Consider the following 13,845-nt stretch of genomic DNA (forward strand, 5'->3'; position numbering starts at 1 on the left):
CACCGAGAACTCCGCGGCCGGCACGGGATTGCCCTGACCAGTGATCGTCACGGCCGGCCGCGGTGCGATGCGGCGAGCCGCGTACAACGGCGTACGCGGCCATGGGCCTGTCGTCGTCTCCCCGTCCGCCCCGACGAGGAGACGACGACAGGCCTTCGCCTATGTGGGGCCCTGGTCGGGCGAACGGTCCCGCAGGTACCGCGTGTGCGTCTCCTGGCGGCGCGCCTCGATCTCCCGCAGCCCTGCCGTCAGCCGCTCGGCCTCCTCCTGGAGAAGCGTCAGCTGGCGCTCCAGGTGCCGCTCCGGTGGTTCCTGGCCGGGGGCCATCCGCGTCCACCAGCGCGTCCGCACGAAGCTGTCCACGGCCTCGGGCAGGTCCTGCCGTACGGTCCGGGAGAGCGCGTGGACGCCCTCCGGGTCCTGGGCGAGGACCTCGGCGACCCAGCCGGGCTCCAGCAGCGCGGCCAGCAGGCCGGTGAGTTCGGCGAGACGGCCGGCGGCGGCCGGCGGCAGCTCGATCTTGGCGAGATACCCGCCGAGCCGCTCGAAGTCGTCGCGCACCGCGTCCAGCTGGGCCGACGGATCCGGGAAGTCGGGCAGCGGCGGCCGCTCCGGCGGGGCGACCAGCGCGCCCGCGCCGTACAGACCGGCCACCACGACGGGCCAGTACGCGCCCGCCGCCCCCGTGAAGGCCGGCACCAGTGCGGCCAGTCCGGCCGCGCTGCCCGCGATGTTCTTGCGGGACTCCAGGTACCCGACGAACCTACTGGTAGCCACGGATCTCCTCGAAGGCGCCGTCCAGCGAGCCCTGCTGAGCGTCGAAGAGCCGGCCGCCGGTCAGCTCGGCGATGTGCTCCAGTTCCGAGCGGTCGGAGTCGCCGAAGAGAATGGGGAAGACGGGGATCGCCCTTGCGGCCGGGGTGAGGTCGTCCCGGTAGAAGGCGTCGAAGTCGTCGGCGTCGTCGCCCTTGGTGTTCTCGCCGTCCGTCATCAGCACGATGGAGGTGAAGGTGTCCCGGTCGGTGCCCAGATGGCCGTAGGCCTTCTCCAGCGAGGTGTAGATCGCGGTCTCGCCGTCGGCCGTGAGCTCCTCGGTGTCCTCGCGGATCGCGGCCAGTCCGGACTGCGGGTCGGCGGGGCTGACGACATGCGTGGCGACGCTCTTCACGTCCGACCCGAACGGCATCAGCGTCACCTCCTCGCGGTCGCGGAAGTCACCGGTGAGGTCGGCGAGGGCGTCCTTGAGCCGGCTCAGCCGGTCGCCCTCCATCGAGCCGGAGGTGTCGAGGACGTACACGGTCCGCGACGGGCGGCGCAGCTCGTTCTCGTAGGCGTCGAGCAGCCCGTCGGCGACGGAACGGCTGCCGGGGAAGGGCAGTTCGCGCCGGCGGGCGGTGTCGAGACCGGCCGCGGGCGGTACGGAGGCGACGACCGGACGGCGGTGCGTCCGGGTGGTGATCAGCCGCTGGACGGCCTCGGTGCGCAGGGCGTCGGTGACCCGCTTGACGTCGTTGCGGGTCGTCGCGTCGGTCCCGGCGAGGGAGGAGAGCGGGTAGTCGGCGGTGACGACACCGTCCGTGGGGCGGATCACGGTCAGCCCCGGGACGCCCTTCAGCACGGACTCGTAGTTGAGCAGCGCGTCGACGTCACCGCGCCGGGTGTACGCAGCCGCCAGCCAGCCCGACGACCCCGAGGTCAGCTGCTGCCCCTCGAAGAACTCCTTCAGCCTCGGCGTCGCGGCGGTGACGTCCGCGCCGGTGAGCGCCGACTGGGCCCCCGAGAGCGCCGAGGCGACCGAGATCAGCGTGGCGAAGCCGGAGTTGGAGCGGGCCGGGTCGGTCATGCCGTAGGTGAGCTTCCCGTCCCGCACCGCCTGCTCGATCTGCGTCCAGGTGACCTGGCCGGCCTGCCAGCCGAGGGCGCCGAGCTTGGCGGTCCGCACGCCGAGGGCCACCGGGCTCGACATGATCGGTGTCTCCGAGACGACCTTCCTCGCCGCGTCGGGGCGCAGCCGCAGATAGTCGTCGGAGGACAGCCACAGGGCGTCGTACTTCCCGTCGGCGCCGCCCTTCGCCAGCAGGTTCACGGCGTCCAGAGTGCCCGTGTAGGTCGGCCTGACCTTGACGCCGGTGTCCTTGCGGACCTGTTCGAGCACCGGCGCCATGTCGCTCAGCTCGCTGGAGGCGAGGATCCGCAGGGTGCCCGGCTCGTGCGCGCCGGGGTCCTCGGCGCCGCTCTGCGGCGAGCAGGCGGTCAGCAGGAGGGCGAGGGCCGTCCACGCCAGGAGGGAACGTCTCATGCGGGCCCGCCTTCCAGGGCGCCCCGCGAGCGGCTGCGGTCCAGACAGGCGCTCGCCTGCCGGAGTTCGGCCGTCAGGTTCTCCACGGTCACCGCCATCGCCTCGGTGGCCTGCGCCTTGTAGGTGTCGATGGCGTCGAGGGTGCGGTAGATCTGCTGGAAGGCGGAGCGCAGGGTCTCGGCGCCGACCGCCGGATCGGCGGCGATGCGCTGGATCTCCCCGCTCTGGGTCGCCAGCATCTCCGCGTTGCCCCGGACGAGGTCCTCGGTGGTGCCGCGCAGCGCGTCGACCTGTTCGACGACCTTCTTCTGGTGGTCCAGCGCGGAGGCCAGCATCACGGAGATGCGCAGCGCCGCGACCGTGGTCGTGGCCGCTCGGTCGACGCCCTTGATCAGCTCGTCGTTGTTGCGGCGTACGACGTCCATGGCCAGGTATCCCTGCGCGCAGACCGCGAGCTGGGTGAGCAGGTCCTGGTGCTTCTGCCGGACCGGGAAGAGGACGTCGGCGCGCAGGCCGCCGGCCCGCTCGGGGTCGGTGGCCTCGGCGTCGGCGATCCGCTGCCCGACCGCCGCGTCGAGGGCGTCGGTCAGCACCACGTACTCCTGGAGCTTGCCCATCGTCTCCCAGAGCCGGACGCGTTCGGTCTGCAACGCGGCGTTGTCGCGCCGCAGTTCGTCCTGGCCGCCGCGCAGCGAGCCCACGATCCGGTTGAGCGTGCCCTGTGCGGAGGCGTACTTGGCGACGTGGTCGCGCAGCCTGTTCCCGCCGGGCAGCCGGGACAGGAACTTCCGCCCCTTGGAAGCCGGCAGGTCACGCGGGTCCAGGTCCTCGACCACGCGCCGGAGTTCGACCAGCGAGCCCGCGACCTGCGACCGGGCGTCCCCGCCCTGGTCCGGCAGGCTTCTGAGGGTCCGCTCCAGCATGCGGTTGGACTGCGCGGCGGCCGTGCGCATCTCACCGGCGCCGAGCGCGGTGATCTCGCCGACCTTGCCGGCGAACTCGGGCGAGCGGGCGTCGAGTGCGGCGAGCCCCTCGACGTACGCGGCGGCCTTGGCCGCCATGTCCGTGACGACGCGGTCGTCGACGGGCACGAGCCCGCCGGCCTTCTCGCGCGGCACGGCGGCGACGGCCTCGGGCGGCGTGAGGGTGAAGGTGCTGTCGTCGGTCATGTGCTGTTCCCCCTATCCGCGCGCCCGTCGCGCCAGCTCGTGCAGCACCGTGGAGGTGGGCACGGGCGCCTGGCGGACGCCGGTCAGTTCCTGCTTGAGGTAGGTGCCGGCCGAGGCGAACTCGGCGGTGACGCCCTGCGGACGGAACCCGTGCCGGATCTCCAGCTTGCGCAACTCCGGCTCGCTGGAGAGGAGTTGGGCGAGTGCACTGCCGTTCTCGGTGAGCGGCACCGCGGTGTGGTCGCTGTTGACGGTGGTGTCCGGGTAGAGCACCACCAGGTCGTCCGGCTGCTGCCCGTCGGCCAGGAGTGAGGCGACCTGCGACTCGTAGACCAGGACGAGCGGGTTGCCGGCGCCGCTGACGAAGTCCCGGAAGGCCGCGTCCGTGCTGGACTGCTGGGCGCCCTGGACGCTGACCAGCTTGTGCAGCAGGGGCGCCGTGCGCTCGACCTCCGCGTCGCTCGCGACCACCTTGCCGCCGCCTGCCACGTAGGACGCGGCGGCCAGGTAGAGGGCGCCCGAGCTGGAGGTCTCCGGGTCGGTGCTGGACAGGTAGAGGGTGCCGGTCAACTCCCCGTACTTCTGAGCCCCCTTGAGCTGCTGCCAGGTCCGGTCGGCGCGGGCCGCGTCGAGGTAGCGGGCCATCTTCAGCGTGCCGCGGTGTGCGGCGTCGAGCGTTGCCAGGCCGTTGCCCGCGAGCACCCCGGCGGCGTTCTTGTGCGCCACGACGACGAGGGGCGAGTAGAAGGGGCGCGGGAGGGTCCCCCGCACCTTGTACTTCGCGGCCAGCTCGGTGGCGGGCGCCTGGCTGGAGGGGAAGGCGAGGTCGTACCCCTCGAGGTCCAGCCCCTCCATGGCCCAGGACCCGGAGGTCTCGGCCTCGACGGTGAAGCCCTTGGCGGCGAGGGCCTTCACCACGTCCGGATCGGCGAAGAACTCCGCCTTCTCCGACCCGATCACCATCCGCACGGTCTTCGTTGCCGTGCCCTTGTCCTCATCACTGCGGCCCGCGACGACGGCGACCACCACACCCGCCATCAGCAGTACCGCGAGGACGATTCCTGCGATTCGTCTCACAGGGGGAGCGTGCTCGCGGAACCCCACGTTCCCGGGTGGTCCGGGTGAACGGGGGGTGAAGGGGGTGCCCCGGAACGCAACAGGAAGGGGAGGTTCCCGTTGGTTCGTGACGGCCGCTCAGTCCGTGCGGTCGCAGGCCTTGCCGTAACGCCGGAAGTCGTCGGTCTCCACGGTCCAGGGGCCGAAGGGGACCTTGTCGCCATAGATGTAGGAAACCGTGCGGGTGTAACGGCCCGCGCACGGCTCGGAGTGCACTTCGACCGTGCCCTTGCGCGGGTCGACGATCAGGTAGTGGGGGATTCCCATGGCGGGATAGTCGGCGATCTTCTCGCGATAGTCGTTGTCCGGGTTCGACGGCGAGACGATCTCGACGGCCGCGAGCACCTGGCCGGCGTCGACGGCGATGCCCTCCTCGTCGAGGGCGTCCTCGGGGATGACGACCGCGTCGGGCAGACGCATACGCCCGGCCGCGGGGTTCTCGATCTCGGGACCGGACGCGCAGATGTAACCAGGGTGAGTGGTGAGGAGCTGTTCGTCCAATTGCTTGCAGATACGGCGGATCGTGCCCTCGTGACGCTTCGACGGCCACACCATCGCCAGTATCGGACCGGCCGGACCGATCTCGACGCTCCAAGCCCCTTCGAGCCCCTCGGCGTAGGCCCCGAGTTGTTCGGCGATCGCGCGCATCTTCGCGTACTCCATGCCCATATCCGCATGGTAGGGAGAAAAGATGGCGCCCGGTCCGCGCGTCGCTGCGGGTGCACGCGGACCGGGGCCGTTCACGGTCCCCGGAGGGGAGCCCCGGCCAGGGGTGGTGCCGGGGAGGGGCTCACCGGGAGGGTGACCCCGGTGAGGGGGTTCAGCCGGCGGTGCTCAGCTCCTTGTTCTCCGCCAGGGCGGCGGCGTGCGCGTCCATGCGCTGGGCCGCCAGGATCGCCGCCGCGGTGTCCGCGCGGGACGCGGCGACGAGGAGGGCGCGGCCCGCCAGGGCGTGCGCCCGCTCGTGCAGGACCGCGAGGCGCGGGTCCGCCGGGTCGGCGGCGAGGGCGGAGCGGACCGGAGTCCGACCGTCCCGCAACCGCGTCACCTGCTGCGCGAGCCGTGCGGCCGCGGTGTCCAGGTCGGCGGACGGTGCCGCCGCGCGGAGCTCGTCGGTGACGGCGAGCAGCGCCGCGAGATGTGCTGCGAGCTGGATGTCCAGCTCCTCCTCGCGGGAGCGGTGGGGGAAGTCCGAGGGCTTGCCGGCCATCGTGGTGTGGGCGGACCCACGGGAAGCGGGGGTGCGGATCGGCTCGTACATGAGGATGGCCTCCTGTGCTGTCAGGAAACCATCCTAGCTTAGATCTCGTCTAAAGTTGAGTCGTCCATAAAGCCGCCGCTAGGGCTGGCTGTACCCGTCCAGGAAGCGGGCGATCCGGCCCACCGCGTCCCGCAGGTCCGTCGCCGTCGGCAGGGTGACGACCCGGAAGTGGTCCGGCTCCGGCCAGTTGAAGCCGGTGCCCTGGACGACCATGATCTTCTCCTGGCGCAGCAGGTCCAGGACCATCTGCCGGTCGTCCTTGATCTTGAAGACGGTGGGATCCAGCCGCGGGAAGAGGTACAGCGCCCCCTTCGGGCGGACGCACGTCACGCCCGGGATCTGCGTCAGCAGCTCGTACGCCGTGTCCACCTGTTCCTTGAGCCGCCCGCCCGGCAGCACCAGGTCCGTGATCGTCTGGCGCCCGCTGAGCGCGGCCACGACCCCGTGCTGCCCCGGCATGTTCGCGCACAGGCGCATGTTCGCCAGGATCGTCAGACCCTCGATGTAGGAGTCGGCGTGCGCGCGCGGACCGGAGATCGCCATCCAGCCGACCCGGTAGCCGGCCACCCGGTACGCCTTCGACATGCCGTTGAAGGTGAGGGTGAGCAGGTCCGGGGCGACCTTGGCGGTCGGGGTGTGCGTGGCGCCGTCGTAGAGGATCTTGTCGTAGATCTCGTCCGAGCAGACCAGGAGGTTGTGGCGGCGCGCGATGTCCGTCAGTCCCCGGATCATCGCCTCTTCGTACACCGCGCCCGTCGGGTTGTTCGGGTTGATGATCACGAGCGCCTTGGTGCGGTCGGTGATCTTGCGCTCGACGTCGGCGAGGTCGGGCATCCAGTCCGACTGCTCGTCGCACCGGTAGTGCACGGCGGTGCCGCCGGACAGCGCGACGGCGGCGGTCCACAGCGGGTAGTCGGGGGCCGGTACGAGGACCTCGTCCCCGTCGTCGAGCAGCCCCTGCATCGCCATGACGATCAGCTCGGACACGCCGTTGCCGATGAAGACGTGCTCGACGTCCGTCTCGATGCCGAGTGTCTGGTTGTGCATGACCACGGCCCTGCGCGCGGCCAGCAGGCCCTTCGCGTCGCCGTAGCCGTGTGCCGTCGAGACGTTGCGGAGGATGTCCTCCAGGATCTCCGGCGGGCAGTCGAAGCCGAAGGCGGCCGGGTTGCCGGTGTTCAGCTTGAGGATGCGGTGACCAGCCGCTTCCAGGCGCATCGCCTCCTCGAGAACCGGGCCCCGGATCTCGTAACAGACGTTGGCGAGCTTGGTCGACTGGATCACCTGCATGTCTGGGAGCTTACGGCCCGGTAATGCTTCCGGGGGCGTGTTTCCCGCCACGTGAGACGGGTGGTTTGGGTCGTTATCGCCGGTAGCTGTCCCAGGAGTCGCTCCTGTCCCTACAATCCGCGGCATGTTCAGGCCAGGTGAGAGTGGCGTGCCTCCGGTGCGGCCGATCGTGTACGACCCGTCCGCCGAGACCGATCCGGCCTCGTACGAGCGGTACGCCGATCCGGCGGCCGCCCATGGGTGGGAGAACGCCTACGACGAGACCGCCGAGCTGCCTCGGGTTCGCCCCGCGGAGGGGGAGCCGGGCGGCCGCGCGGACCGTCGGCGCGCCGCGCGCCGTACGGTCGGCCGGCCTTCGCGCCGCGTGCTGGCCGCCGCCGGGGCGGTCGGGGCGGTGGCGCTGGCCGCGGTGGTGGCGGGGATGTCCTTCTCCGGGGATCCGGCCGGTGACCAGCGCGGCAAGCAGGGGGGCACGCGCTCGGCGCCGGACGACGCGGTGAGCCCGTCGGACGGGCCGGCTTCGGCCGCGAGCGGCTCCGCCGGGTCCGCGGGGGCGACTCCGTCCGCCTCGGTCGCCCCGGTGCCGTCCTCGGGGGGCACGGCGTCCGAGGGGCCCTCCGCCGGGTCGTCGGCCGACGCCGTCACGAGCCCGGCGGCGAGTGTCGCGCCCTCCGCCTCGGCGCCCGGCTCCGCGAAGGGCAATCCCGGGAAGGGCCGGGGCCGGGACAAGGGGGGCAGGTAGGCCGGGGCGCCCCCGGAGCCGCGCCCCCCGCGGCTGAAAAGCGACCCTTGTTCTCTCCCCTCCATGCACTAACAATGCGCATGACAAAACAGCGGGCGGCCGGAAGATCTCCGGTCGCCTTGTCGTAAGAGGGGACCCCCACATGAGAAAGCCTCTCGTTGCCGCGCTCTTCGCCCTGGCCATCGCCGGGGCGGGGGCGGCACCCGCGGTCGCCGCGCCGGTGAGCGCGAAGCCCGCCACGGCTTCCGCGGCCTCGGCCTCCGCGATCGCGGTCAAGGCGGACACCAAGGCCGCCGCGCCGACGCTCCAGGCCGTCAACCTCGCCGGGACCGTCGCGCTCAGCAACTGTTCCGGCTCGGTCGTCCGCTTCCCCAACTCCCTGGACACCGACCCGGCGCTGGTGCTCTCCAACGGCCACTGCCTGTCGACCGGCTTCCCGGAGCCCGGCGAGGTGCTCGTCAACCAGGCCTCCAGCCGCACCTTCGGCCTGCTCAACTCCGCCGGCACCCGGGTCGCGACGCTGCGCGCCAGCAAGCTGGCCTACGGGACGATGACCGACACGGACATCTCGATCTACCAGCTCACCAGCACGTACGCCACGATCAAGAACTCGTACGGGATCTCCGCACTGACCGTGCAGGACACCCACCCGACCGCCGGCACCGCCATCACCGTGGCGTCCGGCTACTGGAAGACGCTCTACAACTGCAACATCGACGGGTTCGTGTACCGCCTGAAGGAGGGCGACTGGACCTGGAAGGACTCGGTCCGCTACACCTCCGCCTGCCAGACCATCGGCGGCACCTCCGGCTCGCCGGTGATCGACCAGTCCACCGGCAAGGTCGTCGCCGTCAACAACACCGGCAACGAGGACGGCGCGCGCTGCACGGAGAACAACCCCTGTGAGGTCGACGCGAGCGGCAACGTCACCGTCCGCCAGGGCATCAACTACGCCCAGGAGACCTACCTGATCCCGGCCTGCTTCACCACCGGCAACCAGCTCAACCTGAGCGCGAGCGCCTGCACCCTGCCCAAGCCGTAGGGCTCGGGCCACCGGGCGCGGCGTTCCGTCACATGGGACTGCGACGGACCGCCCGCCCCGCCAGTGCGTCCGTGCGCCGGCCGTCCTCGATGACGAAGCGGCCGTCGATCAGGACGTGGGGGATGCCGGTGGGCAGGGTGCGCGGGGCTTCGTAGGTGGAGCCCGCCGCCACGGTGTGCGGGTCGAAGAGCACCAGGTCGGCGCGGTGGCCCTCGCGGACCAGGCCCCGGTCCGGCAGGCGCAGGCGGGCCGCCGGGCGGCCGGTCAGGTGGGCCACGCACTCCTCCAGGGACAGGACCCCCGACTCCCGTACGTAGTGGCCGAGGTAGCGCGGGAACGTGCCGTACGCCCGCGGATGCGGCTTGGCGCCCGTCAGGACGCCGTCCGAGCCGCCCGTGTGGACGCGGTGGCGCATGATCGTGCGGACGTTCTCCTCGTGGCCCACGTGCTGGAGGATCGTGGGGGCCAGCCGGTCCTCCAGGAGCAGCCGGCGGGCCGTCGTCCAGGGCTCCTCGCCGCGCAGGAGCGCCGACGCGTGGACCGTGCGGCCCACGTGGTCCGCCAGCCGTTCGTCGCCCACGCCCGAGATCTCGATCGTGTCCCAGTCCACCGGCACCCCGTGGCAGCCGTCCGCGCCGGTCACCTCCAGGTCGTGGCGGATGCGGGCGGCCGTGTCGTCGTCCGCCAGGCGGCGCAGGATCTCCGGCGGGCCGCCCTCGCTCGCCCAGCTGGGCAGCAGGGCCGCCAGCGTCGTGCAGCCGGGGGTGTAGGGGTAGGTGTCGAGGGTGATGTCGGCGCCCGAGTCGAGGGCTTCGTCCAGCAGGGTCAGCAGCTCCGGGGCGCGGCCCTCGTTCACGCCGAAGTTCATGGTGGCGTGGGCGAGGTGCAGCGGGCAGCCCGCCTCGCGGGTCAGCTCGATCATCTCCGCGTACGCCTCGAGTGCGCCGGCCCCGTAACTGCGGTGGTGGGGGCAGTAGTAGCCGCCGTACCCGGCCACCACCCGGCACAGTTCGGTCAGTTCGGCGCCTCGCGCGTACATGCCGGGCGTGTACGTCAGCCCGGAGGACAGGCCGACGGCGCCCTGTTCCAGTCCCTCCGCGACCAGCCGGCGCATCCGGTCCAGCTCCCGGTCGGTGGCCGGGCGGTCCTCCCAGCCGACGACCAGGGCGCGGACCGTGCCCTGGGGGATGAGGTAGGCCGCGTTGACGGCGATGCCCCGGCCCTCGAAACCGTGGTCGAGGCGGTCCAGGTACTCGCCCACCGAACGCCAGTCGAGGTCGAGGTCGTCGCCGTAGCCGTTCCAGCCCGTGATGGCCCGGCGGACCCCTTCGAGGGTGCGGTCGTCGACCGGGGCGTACGACAGCCCGTCCTGGCCGAGGACTTCGAGGGTGACGCCCTGCGCGGCCTTCGCGCTGTGGTCGGGGTCGCGCAGCAGGGCGAGGTCGCTGTGGGCGTGCATGTCGATGAAGCCGGGGGACAGGACCAGCCCCTCCGCGTCCAGCTCCCGTACCGCCTTCGGGCGCTGGCAGCCGGCGGCCGCCGCCTCCTTCACGATCGAGACGATCCTGCCGCCGTCGACCACCACGTCCGCGCGGTAGGAGTCCGCGCCGGTGCCGTCGACGACGTCCGCGTCCCGGATGACGAGGTCTTCCACGCTGCCACTCCCTAGAAGAACGTGCGGATGTAGTCGACGACGGTGCCGTCCGCCTCGGCCAGCGGGATCAGCGGCCACTTGTCGAAGGACGTGCAGGGGTGGGAGAGGCCCAGGCCGACCCAGTCGCCGACCTCGACGTCCGCCCCGGCGTCGGTGCGCAGCCAGGCGTGCTGGTCGGAGAGGGCGGTCACCGAGACGCCGGTGGCGGGGCGTTCCGTGCCGTCGCGGCGGATCACCTGGGCGAACGGCAGGTCCAGGTCGTAGGCCGCGTCCCGCTTGCCCGCGTTGACGAAGGCCTGGTCGGGCGCGGGGCGGGAGACGACCTGGGTCCACAGCCGGAACGCGGGCTCCAGCGCGCCCTCCTCGGGGACCCGGTTGAACGGGGTCAGCCTGCGGTAGTGGCCGTCGTCGTGCGAGACGTACGCGCCGGAGCGCAGCAGCTTCAGCACCGGCAGGGAGAGTCCGGGGATCCGGGCGAAGACCTCGGCGACCGTGTCGAACCAGGCGCTGCCGCCCGCGCTGACGACGATCTCCTCGGCGTCCGCGAACCGTCCGGCCTCGTCGAAGCCGACGGCGAGGGCGACCAGGCGGTCCAGCCAGGCCCGCACCCGCTCCGGGTCGGCCCGCGGCACCTCGCCCTCGTAGCCCGCGACCCCGACCAGCCGCAGCGTCGGCGCGGCGGCCACCGCGTCCGCCACCGCCGCGCACTCGGCCTCCGTGCGGACCCCGGTGCGGGCGCCCTCGCCCGCGGCCAGTTCGACGACGACGTCCAGGGGGCGCCGGGCGCCGCGCAGGGCGGTGTCCATCAGCTCGACCCCGCGCACCGAGTCGACGTAGCAGACGAGGTGGAAGGCGGGGTCGGCGTCGGCTTGCGCGGAGATCCAGCGCAGGGCGGCCCGGTCCACCAGTTCGTTGGCGAGGAAGACCCGCTGGACGCCGTGGGCGCGGGCCACCCGCACCTGGTGCGGGACCGCGAGGGTGATGCCCCAGGCGCCGCGGTCGATCTGGCGCTGGAAGAGCTGCGGGGCCATGGAGGTCTTGCCGTGCGGGGCGAAGGCGAGCCCGTGGCGGGTCGCGTAGGTCTCCATGAGGGCGAGGTTGTGTTCGAGGCGCTCGGCGGAGAGGGCCAGCACGGGGGTCGCGAAGCCGTCGGTGAAGAGGTTGCGGCGCTGGGCGGCCAGCTCGCCGACGGTGAGGCCGTCGGCGTCCGGCGGGAGGCCCTTGAAGCGGTGGTCGACGCGTTCCCCGGCCAGTCGGGCGAGCGCCTCGAGTGCCTCGGTACTCATGGAACCTCCTGATCAGGAGCGTTGCACAGGTTGCAACGTCCATTGCATATATCGCTTACTGCTGTCTAACATCTCGGCCAACGCGGGGTCAACGGAGCATCCCCCAGCCTTCGGCCGGGGGGACCCCCATCTCGCTTCGCCCGCCCGCACCAGCACAGGAGCCATGACGATCGTGACCGCCACCGGACCCTGCAACGCCCCCGACGCCGTGGACGTCGTCGCGCTCGGCGAGTCCATGGTCACCTTCCTGCCCTCCCGGCCCGGCCGCCTCGCCGACGTCCCCTCCTTCGAGCGGGGCATCGGCGGCGCCGAGTCCAACGTGGCCTGCGCGCTGGCGGCGGCCGGACACGCGGTGCGCTGGGTCAGCCGGGTGGGGGCGGACGGGTTCGGCGACCATCTCGTCGAGACCATCGGCTCCTACGGGGTCGACGTGACCTCCGTACGGCGCGACCCCGACCGCCCGACCGGCGTCTACTTCCGCACGGCGGGCGACCGGGCCACCGACGCGCACGAGGTCGCCTACTACCGGGCCGGGTCGGCGGCCTCCGCGCTGTCCGTCGACACCGTCGGCCTCGACGCCGTACGGGCCGGCCGGGTGCTGCACCTCACCGGGATCACCGCGGCCCTCTCCGCGGACTGCCTGGGCCTGCTGCGGGAACTGACGGCCCCCCGGCCCGGCGGCCGGCCCCTCGTCTCCTTCGACGTCAACCACCGGCCCCGGCTGTGGACGGACGGCAACAGCCCCCGGGTCCTCCTCGAACTGGCCCGCGGCGCCGACCTGGTGTTCGTGGGCGAGGACGAGGCGGCCGAGGTGTGGGGCCTGGGCGGCGTCGACGCCGTGCGGGCCGCGTTCCCCGACCCCGAGACGCTCGTCGTCAAACAGGGGGCGCTGGGGGCGACCGTCTTCGACCGGGAGCGCGTCCTGCACGTCCCCGCCCCGCACGTCGACGTCGTCGCCGCCGTCGGCGCGGGGGACGCCTTCGCCGCCGGGTTCCTCTCCGCCACCCTGCGCGGGCTGCCCGCGCGCGACCGCCTCCGGCACGGGCACCTGATGGCCGCCGCGGCCCTCACCGTCCCCGGTGACCTGGCCGTGCCGCCTTCCCGCGACCACGCCGACCGGCTCGCGGCCCTCGACGACGCCGCGTGGGGGAGACTTCGACTCGGCCCCGGCTGGACGCACGCCGAAGACCGGGCCGACGAGGAGGTACCCACCCCATGAGCCAGACCGTCGACCGAGCGCTGAGCATCCTGCCGCTGCTCGCCGAGGGCCCCGCCGACCTCGGACAGGTCGCCGACCGCCTCGGCGTGCACAAATCGACGGCCCTGCGGCTGTTGCGCACCCTGCACGAGCACGGCCTCGTCTACCGCCAGTCCGACCAGCGCTACCGCCTGGGCGCCCGCCTCTTCGCCCTCGCCCAGGAGGCGATGGAGAACCTCGACATCCGTGAGATCGCGCATCCGCACCTCGCCCGTCTCAACGAGACCTGCGGGCACACCGTGCACCTCGCCGTCTACGAGGAGGGCGAGGTCCTCTACATCGACAAGGTGGAGAGCCGCTACCCGGTGCGCATGTACTCGCGGATCGGCAAGCCCGTCGCCATCACCGTGGCCGCCGTCGCCAAGCTGCTCCTCGCCGATCTGCCCGAGCCCGAACGACGGGTGATCGCCGAGAAGCTCGACTACCCCCTCTACACGGCCCGTTCGACCCCCAACGCCCCCGCCTTCCTGCGCGAGCTGGAAAAGGTGCGCGAACAGGGCTGGGCCACCGACCTCGGTGGCCACGAGGAGTCCATCAACTGTGCCGCCGCGCCGATCCGGGGCGCCGACGGCCGGGTGGTCGCCGCGATGTCGGTCTCCGCGCCGAACGTCGTCGTCACCGCCGACGAACTCCTCGCCCTGCTCCCGCTGGTACGCCGCACGGCGGACGCGATCAGCGGCGAGTACTCCGGCAGAACCCCGATCGCGGAAGCCCCGAAGGAATGAGCC

The 13,845-nt window shown here is 72.3% G+C and carries 13 protein-coding genes; 4 read left to right on the forward strand and 9 right to left on the reverse strand.

Annotated features, from left to right (window positions below):
- Positions 1-159: 159 nt before the first annotated feature.
- The 7 genes from QQM72_RS14270 to QQM72_RS14300 all read right to left on the reverse strand — a co-directional run bounded on the left by QQM72_RS14270 (position 160) and on the right by QQM72_RS14300 (position 7,135).
- The gene (locus QQM72_RS14270) at positions 160-777 is read right to left on the reverse strand and encodes a hypothetical protein (RefSeq protein ID WP_314221236.1); all 618 of its coding nucleotides are present in this window, start codon (positions 775-777) and stop codon (positions 160-162) included.
- A complete protein-coding gene (locus QQM72_RS14275) occupies positions 764-2,299 on the reverse strand; it encodes a vWA domain-containing protein (RefSeq protein WP_314221237.1) in 1,536 nt (511 codons plus the stop codon). The genes QQM72_RS14270 and QQM72_RS14275 overlap by 14 nt, the downstream gene beginning before the upstream one ends.
- Complete coding sequence (locus tag QQM72_RS14280; protein ID WP_314221238.1) at positions 2,296-3,468, reverse strand: toxic anion resistance protein; 1,173 nt, start codon at positions 3,466-3,468, stop codon at positions 2,296-2,298. Before QQM72_RS14280 ends, QQM72_RS14275 begins: the two co-directional genes overlap by 4 nt.
- A gap of 12 nt (positions 3,469-3,480) precedes the next feature.
- Positions 3,481-4,545: a substrate-binding domain-containing protein gene (locus QQM72_RS14285; protein WP_314221239.1), complete on the reverse strand. Its 1,065-nt coding sequence runs from the start codon at positions 4,543-4,545 to the stop codon at positions 3,481-3,483.
- Positions 4,546-4,662: 117 nt separating this feature from the next.
- Complete coding sequence (locus QQM72_RS14290; protein ID WP_314221401.1) at positions 4,663-5,247, reverse strand: Uma2 family endonuclease; 585 nt, start codon at positions 5,245-5,247, stop codon at positions 4,663-4,665.
- A 157-nt stretch (positions 5,248-5,404) separates the two neighbouring features.
- Positions 5,405-5,845: an SCO4983 family protein gene (locus tag QQM72_RS14295; protein ID WP_314221240.1), complete on the reverse strand. Its 441-nt coding sequence runs from the start codon at positions 5,843-5,845 to the stop codon at positions 5,405-5,407.
- Between the two features lie 78 nt (positions 5,846-5,923).
- A complete protein-coding gene (locus QQM72_RS14300) occupies positions 5,924-7,135 on the reverse strand; it encodes a pyridoxal phosphate-dependent aminotransferase (protein WP_314221241.1) in 1,212 nt (403 codons plus the stop codon).
- Positions 7,136-7,259: 124 nt separating this feature from the next.
- On the opposite strand from QQM72_RS14300, the gene QQM72_RS14305 reads away from it, so the two are divergent.
- Complete coding sequence (locus QQM72_RS14305; protein ID WP_314221242.1) at positions 7,260-7,877, forward strand: hypothetical protein; 618 nt, start codon at positions 7,260-7,262, stop codon at positions 7,875-7,877.
- A gap of 142 nt (positions 7,878-8,019) precedes the next feature.
- Positions 8,020-8,919: a S1 family peptidase gene (locus tag QQM72_RS14310; RefSeq protein WP_314221243.1), complete on the forward strand. Its 900-nt coding sequence runs from the start codon at positions 8,020-8,022 to the stop codon at positions 8,917-8,919.
- Positions 8,920-8,947: 28 nt separating this feature from the next.
- On the opposite strand, the gene QQM72_RS14315 is transcribed toward QQM72_RS14310, so the two are convergent.
- Together QQM72_RS14315 and QQM72_RS14320 are read right to left on the reverse strand one after the other, a co-directional pair.
- Positions 8,948-10,573: an N-acyl-D-amino-acid deacylase family protein gene (locus tag QQM72_RS14315; protein ID WP_314221244.1), complete on the reverse strand. Its 1,626-nt coding sequence runs from the start codon at positions 10,571-10,573 to the stop codon at positions 8,948-8,950.
- Between the two features lie 11 nt (positions 10,574-10,584).
- Positions 10,585-11,859, reverse strand: coding sequence for an amino acid deaminase (locus tag QQM72_RS14320; protein ID WP_314221245.1), 1,275 nt, complete (start codon positions 11,857-11,859; stop codon positions 10,585-10,587).
- Positions 11,860-12,022: 163 nt separating this feature from the next.
- Between QQM72_RS14320 and QQM72_RS14325 the strand changes: the two genes are divergently transcribed.
- Positions 12,023-13,078 carry a sugar kinase gene (locus QQM72_RS14325; RefSeq protein WP_314221246.1) on the forward strand — a complete coding sequence of 352 codons (1,056 nt, stop codon included), beginning with the start codon at positions 12,023-12,025 and terminating at the stop codon, positions 13,076-13,078.
- Complete coding sequence (locus tag QQM72_RS14330) at positions 13,075-13,842, forward strand: IclR family transcriptional regulator (protein ID WP_314221247.1); 768 nt, start codon at positions 13,075-13,077, stop codon at positions 13,840-13,842. The genes QQM72_RS14325 and QQM72_RS14330 overlap by 4 nt, the downstream gene beginning before the upstream one ends.
- Positions 13,843-13,845: the final 3 nt, after the last annotated feature.

The sequence above is a fragment of the Streptomyces zaehneri genome, from assembly GCF_032248645.1.
Classification (GTDB): domain Bacteria; phylum Actinomycetota; class Actinomycetes; order Streptomycetales; family Streptomycetaceae; genus Streptomyces; species Streptomyces coriariae.